This is a genomic window from Aquamicrobium terrae (assembly GCF_040545735.1).
In the GTDB taxonomy this organism is placed as follows: Bacteria; Pseudomonadota; Alphaproteobacteria; order Rhizobiales; family Rhizobiaceae; genus Mesorhizobium; species Mesorhizobium terrae_A.
The window spans coordinates 86,809-103,628 of record NZ_JBEPML010000009.1; the positions used below are offsets into that span (position 1 = coordinate 86,809).

Consider the following 16,820-nt stretch of genomic DNA (forward strand, 5'->3'; position numbering starts at 1 on the left):
GGGTCTCCAGCAACTCGAAGGAAGCGGCGGATAGGTGGACCATGGCGCGGTTGCTGGCAAGGCCGCACAGCGCGGCACGCCGTCGCGCCGCTTTGGCTTGCGCCAGGGATGCACACGCCCTATGCGAAGGAAACGGAAAGGATCGCCAGATGCCAGTTCGCCTCAAAAAGCTGATCGGAACGATCCTGCTGGTGCTGCTCGTGGTGGTCTATTCCATCGTCGCCACGCTGATCGCCGTGGCCCAGCTTTCGCAATCCGGGCCGGTCGTCCACCTGCTGTTCTTCCTGATCGGAGGGTTGGTGTGGATCCTGCCGGCCATGCTCATCATCAAATGGATGGTGCGCGAACCGAAGCCGCGCAAACCGGCGCGCAACGGTTAGAGAGTTTCTCTAACCATTTGTTTTCACGCAATTCCGGACGCAAAACCGCTTCGCAGCTTTGCTGGAATTGCTCTTAACTCGACGGTGCACGCACCGCTTCGGTCGCGTCGATCGCCTGCCGCAGCCTTGCATCCCGGCCATAGACATCGCCGAAATACTCCACCTTGCCCGACATGTCCGGCCAGGCGGTGAAATAGGCCACGTAGACCGGAATCCGGCGCGTCACCTTTTCGGTCGAATGTCCTTTTTTGAGCTTGTCGGCGATGTGGTCGACCGAGGTGCCAAGCACGGCAGCCGCCATGCCGCGCGGGTCCTGCAAGCGCACGCAGCCATGACTCAGCGCACGCATATCGCGCTGGAAGAACGATTTCTGCGGCGTGTCGTGCATGTAGATGGCATGCTTGTTGGGGAACAGGATCTTCAGTTCTCCCAGCGCATTCGCCTCGCTCGGCGCCTGGCGCACGTTGAACGGCACCTTGCCGCCATATTGCGACCAGTTGATGGAGGACGACGGGATGCGGCGCCCCTTCGCATCCGTCACCTCGTAGCCCGACCGGTCGAGATAGCCCGGATCGCTGCGCAGCCGCGGCAGCATCTCGTTGACGATGATCGATTGCGGTACGCCCCAATAGGGATTGTAGTCCACCTGCTCGATCTCGTCGTAAAAGAAGCTGGTCTGGTTGGTCGTCTTGCCGATGACGGTGCGCGTCTTCAGCTTTTCCTCGCCGCCCTCGATATAGCTGGCGGTGAAGGCCGGCTGGTTGATGAACACGCGCGGACTGCCAAGGTCGGAGGGCAGCCAGCGGATCTGCTCCATGGCGATCCGCACTTTTTCCAGCCGGTCGGCCTTGGATTCGCCAGCCACCACGGAAACGGTGCGCGGGCCGATAATGCCGTCCGGCTTGAGGCCGGCCTTTTTCTGCACTTCCTCGAATACCGGCACCAGTTCGGGATCGTAGGTCTCGCTGCCTGCCAGGCGCGCCAGCGTCTCGCCATGCCGGGTGCGCATCTCGTCATCGAGGCCGCGCTGGATCAGCGTCAGCAGCTTCGGCAGCTCAGGGCTCGACTGGCCCGGTTTCAGCAACAGCTTTGGATCGACGACGATCTCGTTTTCCGCACTCGCCTCCAGGGCTTCGAGCTCGACGCGCAAGGCCTCGTATTCCGGATTTTGCGGATGGCGCGATTCCAGATAGGCGCGAACCTCGCGGGTATGGGCGAGAATGCCGAGGACACCGGGCAGGTTGATAGACTTGGCTGGGAAGTCATAGTAGCCCGAGATCCGGTTGGGCTGCACGCGGCCCTGGCGCGCATCGCGAACATATCGAAGCACCTTTGCCGACAAGGCCATCTCGAAGCGCATGAGATCGTCGGCGCCCTGCCCCGTGGCCGGCACGTCAACCGCATAGTCGGCCGGAAAGAAACCGTGACTTGCCGCGTCGCCAAGCACGCGTACGGCTTCGCGGGCCTTGTCGTCGATGGCGCCGTTCGAAATCCAGACGAATTCCGGATTGGCGGTGTAGTGATCGACCAGCGCCTTGGCGATGGCCGGCTCGGCCAGCAACTGGAACCCTTCGAGCCCGCCCAGCGCCTGGCGGAACGCATCGGCATTATCCGCAGGTGTGAAAGCCGCCTTCTGCGGCACAGCCATCAGCGCCGTGAAATCCACCTGCGTCAGCTTGTCAGGCTTGTAGGTGTTGTAGCCCGGGCTCGAAATCCTGGTGATCGGCGCTGCTTTCCTGGGCGCCGGCGGTGGCGGGAACTCGCCTTTCAGAGGTGCCGATTGCCGCCTCGACTGCCCGCCGAACAGCATGTCCATCAGGGTCTGGGCATTCGAGGGCTGCGCGCCCATTGCAAGGCTCGCGCCAAGCACGGCCAGCGAAACGAGCCGTATCCTCTTCCCCAATAGCTGCATCAACGACCACCTGCTCTGGAAGCGACCCCGGCTTGTCGAGCGCATCGGTCCACCCGACCTTCCAAGGGCAATTATATTGATTCACCCCTGTTTGGTTAAATTTGTCTGAATTTTTCGGCCCGGGTGGCCACCAGCGGCTCGCTGTGCCATCAATTCCCGCCAGCAGACATTGAGTGGAGGAATGGCGCATGAAGAAGGGATTCCGTGCCTTGCTGGACGAGGCCAACGCCGAGGTCGAGGCCATTTCGCCTGACGAGGCCGCCGCGCTTCTGGGCGACGAAAGCGTCACCTTCGTGGACCTGCGTGACCCGCGCGAGATCGAGCGCGAGGGCAACATGCCCGGCGCCCGGCACTGCACGCGCGGCATGCTGGAGTTCTGGATCGATCCGGAAAGCCCCTACCATAAGCCCTTCTTCGCCACCGGCAACACCTTCGTGTTCTTCTGCGCCGGCGGCTGGCGCTCGGCGCTCGCGGCCAAGACCGCGCAGGACATGGGCCTGGAGCCCGTCAAGCATATCGGGGGCGGCTTCGGCGCCTGGAAAAAGGCGGGCCTGCCGGTCGAGCCCGCAGTGAAGAAGTCGTGAAACCAAAAGCGCCATAACAATTCAGGTTCGCTTGCCGCTTTAGATTGTTGTTTTCACACATATTTTACCTCGGAAACAGTTCCTGTTTCGAGAGATTTTCTTCAATGCAGCAGCATCCGCACCTGACGGTCGCGGGTGACAAAATCCACTGCCCGCCCGACGACGGTCTTGTCGGCGAGGATGCGGCGATGGCCAAGCCCTTCCGCCCAGTGCACTTCGACGTGAGGTCCGGCACGGCCATAGGCTCGCGCCTGCTCGGCCGATACTTCGCGATCGTCCGGCGCGTGGATCACCAGCGTCGGCAGGGGAAGCCCTGCAAGCTGGCGGTCGCCGAGGAAGTCGCCGAGCGGCCTTCCCGAAATCTGCCGCACGCGATCCGCCATGATGTCCTGCGAGCGGGGGCCGACATTGAGCATGCGGCTGTAGCCCTCGAACACCATCGGCAGCGAACTGGGCGCCGCGATCAGCACCAGCCGCTTCGTCTGCAAGGGGGCGATCCCGGCAATCGCGCCGGCTGCGGCGTTCACCGCCACCGCGCCGCCGAAGGAATGGCCCACCACCGCCTCGAAAGGTCCGAACCAGTCGCCCACGGCGCTCGCGGCCTCGACCGCATTGACCATGGTGAGCTTGCGGCCGCCCGACTGGCCGTGCCCTGGCAGATCGAGCGAAACCACCCGGTAGCCGGCATCGCGATAGCCGGCGATCAGGAACCGCATATATTCGGTGCGCGAGCGCCAGCCATGCAGCACGAGGACCGTGCCGGGCTTGCGCCGCGACGGTTCCGGACGGAATTCATGCGCCGTCACGCGCCCGTGGCGCGTCGTCAGGCAGTGCCGGCGGGCGCCTTCCATAAAGTCTGCCGCACTCTGCACCGCCTTGCGCTCTCCCGGCGTCAGCTTGCGGGGATCGGGCGTGCGGCAAAACAGGGCGAAAGCGGCGCGACCCGTGACACCGGGAGCCAGCCTTTCGCCGACGCCGAACATGCACCGGATGACCTTCTGCCGAAATGGTGCCATAGTGTGAAATCCAAAACTGGTTCAACAGTGAACATTATTAGTTCAATAATGAACAATAAACAAGAGCTTCCCTGGGACAACCCCCGCTTTCGCAACTGGGTGTCGGTGGCGCGCGCCTGCCACGCGCTCGAACGCACGCTGGCCGTGCGGTTGGCTCCCCTGGACCTGAAGCCGGCGCAACTCGATGTGCTGATGAACCTCTATCGCCATCCCGGCATGTCGCAGCACGACCTTGCCCGGAAACTGCTGGTGGGGCGCTCGAACATCACCATGCTTTTGCCGCAGCTCGAAAAGCGCAAGCTTGTTCGGCGTGAAGGCGACCCCAAGGATAAGCGCATCCTGCGGCTGGCGCTGACGGCTTCCGGCACCGCGCTGCTGATGGACGCGCTGAAGGTCTATAATGGGCTGATCGAGATCGCGATGGCCGAATCGACACCGGACCAGTGCGATCTGGTCGGGGACCAGATGCGACGGGTTGCCGAAGTGCTCGACAAGGCCCGCGAAGGATGATCCTACAGATTCGAGATAGCTTGCAACCTGCTGTAAAATACAGAATCAGCGGTTCCTGTCCCGGCTCAATCCCTTTTCGGCCAACTCATCCAGATAGGCCTGCCAGCGGCTATCCTTCTCCGTGCCGAGTTCGGCGAGATAGGTCCAGGTGAAGATGCCCGTGTCGTGGAAATCGTCGAACGTGATGCGTACCGCGTAATTGCCGACCGGATCGATGCGGGTGATGGCGACATCGCGCTTGCCCGGCACAGTCACCCGCTGCTCGGGCGAATGCCCCTGCACCTCCGCCGAGGGCGAGAGCACGCGCAGCATTTCCGCCGGCAATTCGAACGGCTCGCTCCCCGGGAACGTGACGGTCAACAGCCTGCGGTCCTTCGAAACCCGCAATTCGCTCGGCGCGGTCATGGCGGCATCCTTTTCGACATGCGTCGGCTATCGTTACAGCACCCGCATGCCGGCCGCTACAGATGACGATATGTCGCGAACGACACGGCAATTCGTCTTGAACAGGGCCGCGCTTCGTATCACATAGTAGTATATAACGCTTGCACATGCCGAGCACCGGGAACTGTGGGAACGCCCAATGGACATGATCGACCCCTTCGGTCGCGCCATCACCTATCTGAGGGTTTCGGTCACCGACCGCTGCGACTTTCGCTGCGTCTATTGCATGGCGGAAGACATGGCCTTCCTGCCCAAGAAGGATCTTCTGTCGCTGGAAGAGCTGGACCGGCTGTGCAGCGTGTTCATCGAAAAGGGCGTGCGCAAGCTGCGCCTGACCGGCGGAGAGCCGCTGGTGCGCAAGAATATCATGCACCTCGTGCGCGAACTCTCGCGCCATCTCAGGAGCGGCGCGCTCGACGAACTGACGCTGACCACCAACGGCTCCCAGCTCTGGCGCTTTGCCGGAGAACTCGCGGACGCAGGCGTGCGGCGCATCAATGTTTCGCTCGACACCCTCGACCCCGACAAGTTCCATGCCATTACCCGCTGGGGCCATCTGGACAAGGTCATGGCCGGCATCGATGCCGCCCAGGCGGCCGGGCTCGACATCAAGATCAACGCCGTCGCGCTGCGTGATTTCAACGATCTGGAACTGCCCGAGATGTTGCGCTGGGCCCACGGCCGCGGCATGGACATGACGGTGATCGAAACCATGCCGATGGGCGAGATCGACGCCGACCGCACGGACCAGTACCTGCCGCTTTCGGTGCTGCGCGCGCAGCTTGAACGGCAGTTCACCCTGACCGACATTCCGTTCAAGACCGGCGGCCCGGCCCGCTATGTCGAGGTCGCGGAAACCGGAGGACGCCTCGGCTTCATCACGCCGATGACCCACAATTTCTGCGAAAGCTGCAACCGGGTGCGCCTCACCTGCACCGGAACGCTCTATATGTGCCTCGGACAGGAGGACGCGGCCGATCTGCGCGCGCCGTTGCGCGCCTCGGAAGGCAACGAGCTTTTGTCGGCCGCCATCGACGAGGCCATCGGCCGCAAGCCCAAGGGGCACGACTTCGTCATCGACCGCCGCACCAACCGCCCCTCCGTATCGCGCCACATGAGCGTCACCGGCGGCTGACCGGGCCATTTGCGGCCCATGGGCCATTGCCGTTTCCCTCCCGGCTGATACAGATTCCGGAGCCAGCCGGAGGGGACACATTCTTGGATATCTCCCACAATATGCGCGGGGCCCTTTACATGGCCGTCGCCATGGTCAGCTTTGCGAGCAACGACGCCATCACCAAACTGATGTCGGAGTCCATGAATGTCGCGCAAGTCATGCTGGTGAGAGGCGTTTTCGCTTCCACGGTCATCGTTCTGATCGGCTGGCGCAGCGGCGCCTTTTCCCGCATGCGCTTGCTGTTGCAGCCCCTGGTGGCCTTTCGCGCCGTCAACGAGGTCGCCGCGACCGTCACCTTCCTGCTTGCCCTCGCTCATCTGCCGATCGCCAATGTCTCTGCCGTGCTGCAAGCCCTGCCTCTCGCCGTCACCATGGGAGCGGCGCTGGCTTTCGGGCAAAGCGTGGGGTGGCGGCGGTGGCTGGCCATCTGCGCCGGCTTCATCGGGGTGCTCATCACGGTCAGGCCGGGCTATGAAGGCTTCAGCGCCTATTCCCTGTTCGCCCTCGCCAGCGTCGGCTTCTGCACGATGCGCGACCTTGCCACCAGCCGCCTGCCCGACAATATCCCGACGCAACTGGTGTCCGCCGTCACTTCGGTGTCGGTAACCCTGACCGGCGCGATCCTGCTCGCGCCCATGGGCGGCTGGAGCGCCATGGCTCCCTCAGGCGCGATGCTCCTGGCACTCAGTGCCATGCTGCTGTTGCTCGGCTATCATTTCATCATCATGGCGATGCGAACCGGCGAGATATCGTTCATCTCCCCCTTCCGGTACACGTCGCTTCTGGCCTCGATCCTGTTCGGCCTCATCATGTTTGCCGAGGTGCCGGACCTGCCGATGACCGTCGGTTCGACGATCATTGTCGCTTCGGGCCTCTATACGCTCTATCGTGAACGCGCCGTCGGCAGATACAAGACCGCCGCCGCAAGCGCCGGCGCCAGCATGGGGCCGGACGGCATATAGGAAATGACGGAATGCGCGAGGCGATTGCAGGATTGATACTGGCCGGCGGGCTCTCGAGCCGGATGGGCGGCGGTGACAAATGCCTGCTGAACCTGGCCGGCAAACCCCTGCTGCGCCATGTCATCGACCGTACCGAACCGCAACTCGATGCGCTGGCGCTCAATGCCAACGGCGACCCGCACCGCTTTGCCGCCTTCGGCCTGCCGATCCTGCCGGACACGGTGCCGGGCTTTCCGGGTCCATTGGCCGGCGTTCTGGCCGGCCTCGAATGGATGGAGGCGCAAACCTCGTTCCGCCGTCTGGTGACGGTCGCCGGCGACACTCCCTTTTTCCCGCACGATCTCGTTGTCCGGCTCGCATCGGCAGCGGATGAGGCCCCGAACGCGATAACCATCGCCAGAGCGGCCGGCCGCGAACATCCGGTTTTCGCCCTGTGGCCCGCCGGCATGGCCGCGCCCCTGCGCGCCTATCTGGCCGAAGGCGGTCGCAAGGTTTTCGATTTCATCCATTCCCGGCCTTTCGTCTGTGTCGATTTCCCGGCCGCGACGGGCCTCGCCCCCTTCTTCAACATCAACACCAAGCAGGATCTGGCCGAGGCGGAACGCATGATGGAGGGCGACAGCCAATGAGCCGGCGTATTTTCGGAATCACCGGATGGAAGAATTCCGGCAAGACGACCCTGACCGCGCGGCTGGTGTCGGAACTGGTGGCACGCGGCTGGAAGGTCTCCACCGTCAAGCATGCGCATCACGACTTCGACATCGACAAGGAAGGCACCGACAGCCACCGCCACCGCCAGGCCGGTGCCCGCGAGGTGGCCATTGTTTCCGGCCGCCGCTGGGCCCTGATGCACGAACTCGACGGCGAGGATGAACCCGCCCTTGGCGATATCCTTGCCCGGCTCGCGCCTTGCGACCTCGTGCTGGTGGAAGGCTACAAGCGCGAATCGCATCTCAAGATCGAGGCCCGGCGGCGCGGTGCGCGAGATCACACGCCGCTGGCGCGCAACGACGCCAATATCGTGGCCGTGGCCGCCGATTTCCCCCAACCCGGCGAGGTGCTGCCCGTATTCGACATCGACGATGTCGCGGCCATCGCCGATTTCATCGAGGTCGCCACCGGGTTGAGTGCCTGAGAACGCCTTTTCGTCGCAGATTGAACGGAAAACAGCCTTGCCGCAGCGTCACCGCGAGCCTGTCACAAAGCGGTTTTTGCGGTTGATTTTCAAATGGAAACAATGGGAGTATCGACCCATCAGCGGCCCGGGAGAACCGCCTGCGAATGCCGTTCAGGCATTCGTGACACCAAAATCGAACGACAAACAAGCGGGGGGTGATGCAAGGCGTGTGGACGCTGCTCAGTTGGGGACCTGAGGGCTGGATGGACGAGATCGCCTATGGCGTTTTCGTCACCGTCAGCCTGGCCCTGGCGACCCTGCCCGTCGGCCTGTTCATCGGCTTCCTGATCGCGCTTGGCAAGCAATCGCCGGAGCGCTCGCTAAGACTTGCGGCCGACATCTACACCACCATTTTCCGCGGCCTGCCCGAGCTTCTGACGCTGTTTCTGGTGTTTTATGGCGCGCAGATCGGCATCCAGCAGGTGGTGCGACTGTTCAACCCCAGCGCCGCTATCGAGGTCAACAGCTTCGTCTCCGGCATGATCGCGCTGGGCGTGGTCTTTTCCTCCTATGCCAGCGAGGTCTTCCTTTCCGCCTTCAGGGCCATTCCGCAGGGGCAATATGAGGGCGGCTATGCCATCGGCCTGTCCAAATTCCAGACCATGCGCCTCGTCGTGCTGCCGCAACTGGTGCGCATCGCCCTGCCCGGCCTCGCCAATCTGTGGCTGATCCTGCTCAAGGACACGTCGCTGGTGTCCGCCATCGGCCTGACGGACATATTGCGGCAATCGGGCGTGGCGGCGCGCGTTACGAAGCAGGCCTTCCTGTTCTTCGGCCTTGCGACCCTGATCTATCTCGCACTGGCGATCCTGTCGTCGATCGGCATCGGCCTCATCGAGCGCCGTGTCGGCAAGCAGGAGGCGCAGCGATGAGCAGCATCGACCCGACCGCCGGCGAAGTGATGCGCCCGCCCCTGCCGGAGCGCGGATGGCCACGCCAGCGCATCATCGGCTACATATTGGTGGCGCTGTGGACGCTCGCTCTGCTCGGCCTCGTCGCCTATCTCGTCTCGGCGTGGAAGCCGGACATGTTCTGGAGATACGCCCCCGGCTACGTTTCCGGCGTCTGGATAACCATCAAGCTGGTGGCCATCTCGGTGGTGATCGGAGCGCTCCTGTCCGTGCCTGTCGCCTATGGGCGCATGTCGCACAACCCGGTCATCTCAGCCCTTGCCTACGCCTATGTCTATTTCTTCCGCGGAACGCCGCTGCTGGCGCAGGCCTTTCTGGTCTACTACGGCTTCGGCTCGTTCCGCCCGCAGCTCGACGCCATCGGCCTGTGGAGCTTCTTCCGCGACGCCTTCAATTGCGCCCTGTTCGCCTTTTCCCTCAACACGGCCGCCTATCAGGCTGAAATCCTGCGCGGCGCCATAGAAAGCGTGCCCAAGGGTCAGTGGGAGGGTGCCGCGTCGCTCGGGCTGCAGCGCCTGGTCACGCTGCGCAAGGTCATCCTCCCGCAGGCGCTCATCGTCGCGCTGCGCCCCTACGGCAACGAACTGATCCTGATGGTGAAGGGCTCCGCCATCGTCGCCATCATCACCGTCTACGACCTGATGGGCATCACCCGCCTCACCTATTCGCGCACCTTCGACTTCCAGTCCTACCTGTGGGCGGCCATCATCTACCTGCTGATCGTCGAAACGCTGCGCCACGGCATCGACTGGATCGAAAGACGCATCACCCGCCATCTCAAGCGCTGACTCCCCTAACCCGTCGCAATGCTTTAAGACGCCACCGAAGCAGGCTTGAAAGGACGCGAACGATGGCGACAGTGGCATTCCTCGGACTGGGCGTTATGGGCTATCCGATGGCGGCTCACCTCAAGAACAGGGGCGGCCATGACGTCACCGTCTACAACCGCACCACGGCAAAGGCCGAGCGCTGGGTGGCGGAACATGGCGGACGGCTGGCAAAGACACCGGCCGAAGCCGCCGAAGGCCAGGACTTCGTGTTCGCCTGCGTTGGCAATGACGACGACCTGCGCTCCGTAACGATCGGGCCGGACGGCGCCTTCAAGAGCATGAAAAAGGGCTCCGTCTTCATCGACAACACCACCGCCTCCGCCGAAGTGGCCCGCGAGCTGGCGGCAAAGGCCGATGCAGCCAGGTTTTCGTTCCTTGACGCTCCCGTTTCGGGCGGCCAGGCCGGAGCCGAGAACGGCGTGCTGACCGTCATGGTCGGCGGCGATCAGGCGGCGTTCGAACGTGCGCGTCCGGTCATCGATTCCTTCGCCCGCATGGTGGGGCTGATGGGACCGGCAGGGGCCGGCCAGCTCACCAAGATGATCAACCAGATCACCATTGCCGGACTGGTGCAGGGCCTCGCCGAGGGCATCCATTTCGGCAAGAAGGCCGGCCTGGACATCGAAAAGGTCGTCGAGGTCATTTCCAAGGGCGCTGCCGGCTCCTGGCAGATGGAAAACCGCCACAAGACCATGAACGAGGGCAAATACGATTTCGGCTTCGCCATCGACTGGATGCGCAAGGATCTCGGCATCTGCCTTGCCGAAGCCGACCGCAACGGGGCGGCGCTTCCGGTTACGGCGCTGGTCGACCAGTTCTACAAGGATGTGCAGGCGATGGGCGGCGGCCGCTGGGATACATCCTCGCTTCTGGCCCGCCTCGAACGCTGAACTCTCGCCCCCCTGTAACGGAGCAGCATTCTTGCTTGCTCACACCCTTCAATCCGATAATCATTGCATCCCATGGCCAGCGCATCGCAAGAACAACGCAAAATGACCCTCGACCGTATCGACATCGCCATTCTCGATACGTTGCAGAAGGACGGCCGCATTCCGAACGCCGCGCTGGCGGAAAAAGTCGGCCTGTCGCAATCGGCCTGTTCGCGCCGGCTCGACAATCTGGAGCGTTCGGGAACCATCAGGGGTTACCATGCGCGGCTGTCCAATGCCGCGCTTGGCCATCACACCACGGTCATCGTCCATATCTCGCTGTCCGGCCAGTTCGAAAAGACGCTGTCCGACTTCGAGGCCGCCATCAAGCGCTGCCCGAATGTGCTCTCCTGCCATCTGATGTCCGGCGAATACGACTACATATTGCGCATCGCTGCGCGCGATCTGGCCGACTATGAGCGCATCCACAAGGAATGGCTGTCGGCCATGCCGCACGTCACCCGCATCAACTCGTCCTTCGCGTTGCGCGAGGTGGTCGACCGCACGGCCCTCGGCATGAAGCCGGAAATGGCCTGAACCGGTCATTGCCGGTTTTTGATGCCCGCTACTTGGCGGCGACCACTGCCGGCTGTCCTTCGACAGCCAACGCCATGCGGCGCCCCAGCACCTTGCCGAGCTGGGCCAGCCGGCCGGCGGGCCGTTCGCCATAGAGCCCGGCAAGGTTCGACGGGATGATGAGCGCCAGAACGCCGTCGTCGCGCAGTTCCCATTTGAGTTGCGGGATGACGCCGGGCATCGCGGCCGAGAGCAGATAAACCACCCGCATCGTGCCGGCGAGAATGCGGGCACGCTCCAGATAGCGCGGCGTGGCCAGCGACCGTATCTCGGCAGCCGATTCGCTGAACAGCCCTTCGTGCCGGAACAGGTTTGTCAGCGCCAGATAGGCGCGCCCGGGATGGTCGACCCCGAGAAAAGCCGCATGCGCAATGATGTTGAGCGACTGGGTGCCCCGATATTCGGGATGCGCGCGCCAGCCGATATCGGCCAGCAGGCAGGCGGCCTTGCGGTAGCGCGCCTCGTCCACCGTTTCCTCGACGCCGAACATGTCGAACGCCCGGCCGGTCCAGTCCGCCAGCTCCTGCGCGTGGGTATAGGAGCGGGACCGCAGCCGCGCCAGTTCCTCGCAGGTGGAAAGCAGCGGGTCGGTCTCCTGTTCCGCCGCCGTCAGCAGCGAATAAAGATAGCCTTCGCGCACGCCCACCGCCGACACCACGATGCGCGCCGGGTTCATGGCGTTGATGATTTCGCGCTGGACGATCGCGCCATAGGGCAGCAGTGCGCGGCGCGCCTTCGAGACACCCTCGATGCCTTTGATGCGCTCGATACTGCCCTTGGCCACCTGCTTGAGGAACGACAGCGCGCTGGCCGTGTCGATTTCATAGTGATGCATGACGCCGAGCGGGTAGCCGGTCTTTTCCATGTGCAGCCGGGCAAGGTTTCGCCATGTGCCGCCCACGGCATAGAAGGTGCGTCCCTGTCCTGCCTTCAGCAGCGTGGCCTTGGCGACTTCGCTGCGCGCGATCTTCGCCGCCTGCTCCAGCGAGTTTCCGGCCATGTCCTGGAGGCGCAGGCCACCCAGCGGCAGCGTGATGCCCTCGCCGATCGCCTCGCCGTCGATATCGACCAGTTCCAGGCTGCCGCCGCCGAGATCGCCGGCAATGCCGTTGGCGGGCTGGAAGCCCGAGATCACGCCCAGCGCCGAATAGTAGGCTTCCTGGCGACCGCTCAGCACATGGATTTCGGTGCCCAGCACCTCCTCGGCACGGTGGATGAAATCCGGGCCGTTTTCCGCCTCGCGCGCCGCCGCCGTCGCCAAAACATGCATGTGCACGGCGCCGGCCTGGTCGGACAGGCTGCGGAAACGCCGGAACTCCTCCATCGCCCGCGTCACCGCCTCGGGATCAAGCCTGCCGGTCGAAACGATGCCCCGGCCAAGGCCGGCCAGCATCTTTTCGTTGAACAGCACGGTCGGAGAACGGGCCAACCCCTCATAGACGACCAGCCGGATCGAGTTCGAGCCGATGTCGATGATGGAAACCGGTCGCCGGTCCTGAAGCCGGCCTTGCGATGCGGCCATCATCCGCCGGTCGTCGAATCGATTTTCTTGCGGCGCTTGAATTGAGCGATCCGCTTCGGCGCATGCGACTTCAAGGCATCACCCCGTCCCGACAGGCTGGGATTGGTCATGAAATATTCCTGCGCATTGAACGGCTCCTCGCCATCTTCGGGCACGACGCGCCGCGACGTGCCATCCGGCAATACTTCGAAACTTTGCTGGTTGTCCACCAGATTGCCGAGCATGATCTGCTCCAATATCTGCTCGTGCACGGTGGAATTGGTGATCGGCACCATGGTTTCGACACGCCGGTCGAGATTGCGCGGCATCAGGTCAGCCGAACTGATGTAGACGATGGCGTCGTCGGACGGCAGGCCGTGGCCGTTGCCGAAGCAATAGATGCGGCTGTGCTCGAGGAACCGGCCGACGATCGACTTGACCCGGATGTTCTCCGAAAGGCCCGGCACCTGCGGCCTGAGACAGCATATGCCGCGCACCACCAGATCGATCTCCACGCCGGCGCGGCTCGCTTCGTAAAGCGCATCGATGACCTGCGGGTCGACCAGCGAGTTCATCTTCATCCAGATGCGCCCGGGCCTGCCCTCGCGGATGTGGGCGATCTCTCCTTCGATATGGCCGAGGATGCGGCTGCGCAGCGTGTAGGGCGACAAGGCGATTGTCATTTCATCCGCCGGCTCCGCGTAGCCGGTGATGAAGTTGAAGATCTGCGCCACGTCGCGCGCGATCTGCGGATCGGTGGTGAAGAAGGACAAATCCGTATAGATGCGCGCCGTGATCGGGTGGTAGTTGCCGGTGCCAAGATGCACATAATTGCGCAGCCTGCCGTCCTCGCGCCGCACCACCAGGGACATCTTGGCGTGCGTCTTCAATTCCAGGAAGCCGAAGACCACCTGCACGCCCGCCCGTTCGAGGTCGCGCGCCCAGCGGATGTTGGCTTCTTCATCGAAGCGCGCCTTGAGCTCGACCAGCGCCGTCACCGATTTGCCGGTTTCCGCGGCATCGATCAAAGCGCGCACGATGGGGCTGTCGTTCGAGGTCCGGTAAAGCGTCTGCTTGATGGCCACGACCTCCGGATCGACCGCCGCCTGGCGCAGGAACTGCACCACCACGTCGAAGGATTCGTAAGGGTGATGGACGACGATATCCTTCTCGCGGATGGCCGCGAAACAGTCGCCGCCATGCTCGCGGATACGCTCGGGAAAGCGCGGGTTGAACGGCGTGAACTTCAGGTCGTCACGGGCAACGGCGACGATTTCCGAAATCTGGCTGAGAGCCAGCGGCCCGTCGATGACGCTGATGCGATTGCCCGCGACACCGAGCTCGCTGGCCACGAAGTCGCGCAGTTCCTCCGGCATGCGGCTGTCGAACTCGATGCGGATGACCGAACCGCGCCGTCGTCGCTTCAACGCCGTCTCGAACAGGCGCACCAGGTCCTCCGATTCTTCCTCGACCTCGATATCGCTGTCGCGGATGATCTGGAACGTGCCCGAACCCTTGACCTCGTAGCCGGGAAACAGCCGTCCGATATAGAGCCCCACCACGTCCTCGAGCGTGACGAAGCGGACACGCCCCTTGCGATCCGGCAGGCGGATATAGCGCTTGAGCGCCGGCGGCAGGCGCAACAGCGCGCTCATGTCCTCGCCCTCGCGCAGATGGCGCAACTGCAACGCCATCGAGAAGCCTAGGTTGGGAATGAAGGGGAACGGGTGCGCCGGGTCGATCGACAGCGGCGTCAGGACGGGGAAGACCTGTTCGCGGAAATGCTCCTCCAGCCAGACCTTTTCATCCTTGGTGAGCGCGGAGACGCTGACGGTCTCGATGCCCTCGCCGTTGAGCAGGGCCATCAATTCGGCCAGCACCTTCTGCTGGTCCTCCTGCAACCTCTCCACTTCGCGCAATACCTGTTCGAGCTGCTGTTCCGGCGTGCGCCCGTCCGGGCTTTTCAAGGTGATGCGCTGGCGCACCTGCCCGGCAAGGCCGGCCACGCGCACCATGAAGAACTCGTCGAGGTTGCCGGCCGAGATCGACAGGAAGCGGACGCGCTCGAGCAGCGGATGGCGTTCGTTGCGCGCCTCCTCAAGCACCCGCCTGTTGAACTGCAACCAGGAGAATTCGCGGTTGACGAAACGGTCAGGGTTGCCGCTTTCGGTCGCGGCCACATCCGAAGTGGTGAATTCTGCCTGTATCGGCCTCAATTCGCTCATATCCCCGCTTTCTCCACCGCCGGCAAGGTCGATACTCCCCGGCCTGCCAGCCGGCTACACGTTTCACATTATCCTCTGGCAGGGTTTTGCGACAGTTTGATTTCAGCGCGCTTGCAAAGAACGGTCTTATGTTCCAAACGCTGGATAACAGCTCGAAGGAGATGATCATGGCTGGCGGTATCATTCCCCACTTCCAGAACGATCAGGGTCACGCGGCGATCGAGATCGGCGTCAAGGAATTCATGTGCGTCGGAGCCAACCCGCCGTTCGACCACCCGCATGTGTTCCTGGACATGGGCGCGGACGACGAAAAGGTCTGCCCCTATTGCTCGACCCTTTACCGTTTCAACGCAGAGCTCGGGCCGGCCGAGACCATTCCTGCCGGTTGCGCCTATATCCAACGCGTCGCCTGACCCGCAGCTGGTCCGTTCCCCCGGATGACGAAAGAGGGCAAGAGCCCCGTATTGATCGCCGGGGCCGGCATCGCCGGCCTTACCCTGGCGATCGCGCTGGCCCGGCGTGGTATCTCAAGTCATCTCTACGAGCAGGCGCCGCAACTGGAAGCCTTCGGTGCGGGCCTGCAACTTTCTCCCAATGCCTCGCATGTGCTGGCACGGCTCGGCGTGCTGTCGGGCCTGCGCCCGCAGGCCGTGCAGCCGCAAGCCGTCCGCCTGCGGGATGCCTCGACGCTGCGCCTGCTGACCAGCGTTCCCCTTGGGCAAGAAGCCGAGCGGCGCTGGAGGGCACCCTATCTGGTGGTGCATCGGGCGGACTTGCAGCAGGCGCTTCTGGCCGAGGCAGCCACATGGGCCGAGATCGAGCTGACGAAGGGAATGCAGTTCACCGCCCTGGCGGCCGATGCCGGCGGCGGCATCGACGCCCGTTTCCTTGATCAAGGCGGAAAAACCCGGGAAGTCCAGGGCGCCTTGTTGGTCGGCGCGGACGGTGTCTGGTCGAAGGTGCGCCGAAACGTCCCCGGTTCGGCGCAGAGCCGTTTCAGCGGGCAGATTGCCTGGCGCACGACGATCAAGATCGACAGCGAGGCAGGATCGGCCTTTTGCGGGCTGGCCGACACTGACTGCGTCACCGCCTTCCTGCATGGCGATTTCCATCTCGTCGCCTATCCCTTGCGGGCGGGAGCCGAGATCAATCTGGTTGCTTTCACACCCGCCGAACGCATTGCGGAAGGCTGGGCCATACATGCCGACCCATCGATCCTGCTGCAGGCCGTTGGCCGGAGCGCGCCCCAATTGGCAAGGCTCGTCGAGATCGCAGGGCCATGGACGGCGTGGCCACTGCATACCGTCGACCCCAAAGGCAGGTGGACCGCGCCGGGCATCGCCCTGATCGGCGATGCCGCCCATGCGGTGACGCCCTTTGCGGCGCAAGGTGCCGCCATGGCGATCGAGGACGCGGTCACCCTCGCCCATTCATTGGCAACGGCCTCGAACACGCGGGAAGAGCTTTCCCGCTGGGAAGAGGGGCGCAAGGCGCGCGTCAGCAGGGTCGCCAAGCGTGGGGCGCTGAACAAGCTGGCCTGGAACGCTGCCGGGCCGGTCGCGCTGGCCCGCAATGTCGTGCTCGGCCTGCGCTCGCCGGAACGGCTCGCAGCCGACCTCGACTGGCTCTACGGCTGGCGCCTGCCGCAAGCCGAACTTGAGATCTGACAGCGATCCGCCTGCGGCG

At 63.6% G+C, this 16,820-nt stretch carries 18 protein-coding genes; 13 read left to right on the plus strand and 5 right to left on the minus strand.

Going from position 1 to position 16,820, the window contains the following annotated elements; translation table 11 throughout:
- Positions 1-149 precede the first annotated feature (149 nt).
- Positions 150-380, plus strand: coding sequence for a DUF2842 domain-containing protein (locus tag ABID37_RS14050; RefSeq protein WP_354195763.1), 231 nt, complete (start codon positions 150-152; stop codon positions 378-380).
- 73 nt (positions 381-453) lie between these two features.
- On the opposite strand, the gene ABID37_RS14055 is transcribed toward ABID37_RS14050, so the two are convergent.
- Positions 454-2,292 carry a L,D-transpeptidase family protein gene (locus tag ABID37_RS14055; protein ID WP_354195765.1) on the minus strand — a complete coding sequence of 613 codons (1,839 nt, stop codon included), beginning with the start codon at positions 2,290-2,292 and terminating at the stop codon, positions 454-456.
- A gap of 188 nt (positions 2,293-2,480) precedes the next feature.
- Here ABID37_RS14055 and ABID37_RS14060 point away from each other — a divergent pair, with 188 nt between their 5' ends.
- On the plus strand, positions 2,481-2,876 hold the full coding sequence (locus tag ABID37_RS14060) for a rhodanese-like domain-containing protein (RefSeq protein WP_354195767.1): 396 nt from the start codon (positions 2,481-2,483) through the stop codon (positions 2,874-2,876).
- Between the two features lie 101 nt (positions 2,877-2,977).
- On the opposite strand, the gene ABID37_RS14065 is transcribed toward ABID37_RS14060, so the two are convergent.
- Positions 2,978-3,892: an alpha/beta hydrolase gene (locus ABID37_RS14065; protein ID WP_354195769.1), complete on the minus strand. Its 915-nt coding sequence runs from the start codon at positions 3,890-3,892 to the stop codon at positions 2,978-2,980.
- A 48-nt stretch (positions 3,893-3,940) separates the two neighbouring features.
- Between ABID37_RS14065 and ABID37_RS14070 the strand changes: the two genes are divergently transcribed.
- On the plus strand, positions 3,941-4,402 hold the full coding sequence (locus ABID37_RS14070; RefSeq protein ID WP_354195771.1) for a MarR family winged helix-turn-helix transcriptional regulator: 462 nt from the start codon (positions 3,941-3,943) through the stop codon (positions 4,400-4,402).
- Positions 4,403-4,447: 45 nt separating this feature from the next.
- Here ABID37_RS14070 and ABID37_RS14075 read toward each other — a convergent pair whose 3' ends face one another.
- On the minus strand, positions 4,448-4,807 hold the full coding sequence (locus ABID37_RS14075) for a gamma-butyrobetaine hydroxylase family protein (protein ID WP_354195773.1): 360 nt from the start codon (positions 4,805-4,807) through the stop codon (positions 4,448-4,450).
- A 178-nt stretch (positions 4,808-4,985) separates the two neighbouring features.
- On the opposite strand from ABID37_RS14075, the gene moaA reads away from it, so the two are divergent.
- The 8 genes from moaA (at position 4,986) to ABID37_RS14115 (ending at position 11,369) form a co-directional block, all read left to right on the plus strand.
- Positions 4,986-5,981: a GTP 3',8-cyclase MoaA gene (gene moaA / locus ABID37_RS14080; protein WP_354195775.1), complete on the plus strand. Its 996-nt coding sequence runs from the start codon at positions 4,986-4,988 to the stop codon at positions 5,979-5,981.
- Between the two features lie 83 nt (positions 5,982-6,064).
- A complete protein-coding gene (locus tag ABID37_RS14085) occupies positions 6,065-6,985 on the plus strand; it encodes a DMT family transporter (RefSeq protein ID WP_354195777.1) in 921 nt (306 codons plus the stop codon).
- Between the two features lie 11 nt (positions 6,986-6,996).
- The gene (gene mobA / locus ABID37_RS14090) at positions 6,997-7,614 is read left to right on the plus strand and encodes a molybdenum cofactor guanylyltransferase MobA (RefSeq protein WP_354195779.1); all 618 of its coding nucleotides are present in this window, start codon (positions 6,997-6,999) and stop codon (positions 7,612-7,614) included.
- On the plus strand, positions 7,611-8,120 hold the full coding sequence (mobB, locus tag ABID37_RS14095) for a molybdopterin-guanine dinucleotide biosynthesis protein B (RefSeq protein WP_354195781.1): 510 nt from the start codon (positions 7,611-7,613) through the stop codon (positions 8,118-8,120). Before mobA ends, mobB begins: the two co-directional genes overlap by 4 nt.
- Positions 8,121-8,320: 200 nt before the next feature.
- Positions 8,321-9,034 (plus strand): ABC transporter permease, encoded by a 714-nt coding sequence (locus tag ABID37_RS14100; protein WP_354195783.1) that lies wholly within the window; start codon positions 8,321-8,323, stop codon positions 9,032-9,034.
- On the plus strand, positions 9,031-9,861 hold the full coding sequence (locus tag ABID37_RS14105) for an ABC transporter permease (RefSeq protein ID WP_354195785.1): 831 nt from the start codon (positions 9,031-9,033) through the stop codon (positions 9,859-9,861). The genes ABID37_RS14100 and ABID37_RS14105 overlap by 4 nt, the downstream gene beginning before the upstream one ends.
- 62 nt (positions 9,862-9,923) lie before the next feature.
- Complete coding sequence (locus ABID37_RS14110; protein ID WP_354195787.1) at positions 9,924-10,793, plus strand: NAD(P)-dependent oxidoreductase; 870 nt, start codon at positions 9,924-9,926, stop codon at positions 10,791-10,793.
- Positions 10,794-10,895: 102 nt separating this feature from the next.
- Complete coding sequence (locus ABID37_RS14115; RefSeq protein WP_354195789.1) at positions 10,896-11,369, plus strand: Lrp/AsnC family transcriptional regulator; 474 nt, start codon at positions 10,896-10,898, stop codon at positions 11,367-11,369.
- A gap of 28 nt (positions 11,370-11,397) precedes the next feature.
- Here the strand turns inward: ABID37_RS14115 and ppx are convergent, their stop codons facing one another.
- Complete coding sequence (gene ppx / locus ABID37_RS14120) at positions 11,398-12,933, minus strand: exopolyphosphatase (RefSeq protein ID WP_354195791.1); 1,536 nt, start codon at positions 12,931-12,933, stop codon at positions 11,398-11,400.
- Positions 12,930-15,134, minus strand: a complete 2,205-nt coding sequence (locus ABID37_RS14125; RefSeq protein ID WP_354195793.1) for an RNA degradosome polyphosphate kinase — start codon at positions 15,132-15,134, stop codon at positions 12,930-12,932. Before ABID37_RS14125 ends, ppx begins: the two co-directional genes overlap by 4 nt.
- A gap of 167 nt (positions 15,135-15,301) precedes the next feature.
- On the opposite strand from ABID37_RS14125, the gene ABID37_RS14130 reads away from it, so the two are divergent.
- Both ABID37_RS14130 and ABID37_RS14135 read left to right on the plus strand, forming a co-directional pair.
- The gene (locus ABID37_RS14130) at positions 15,302-15,547 is read left to right on the plus strand and encodes a zinc-finger domain-containing protein (RefSeq protein ID WP_354195795.1); all 246 of its coding nucleotides are present in this window, start codon (positions 15,302-15,304) and stop codon (positions 15,545-15,547) included.
- A 51-nt stretch (positions 15,548-15,598) separates the two neighbouring features.
- The gene (locus tag ABID37_RS14135) at positions 15,599-16,801 is read left to right on the plus strand and encodes an FAD-dependent monooxygenase (RefSeq protein ID WP_354195797.1); all 1,203 of its coding nucleotides are present in this window, start codon (positions 15,599-15,601) and stop codon (positions 16,799-16,801) included.
- Positions 16,802-16,820: the final 19 nt, after the last annotated feature.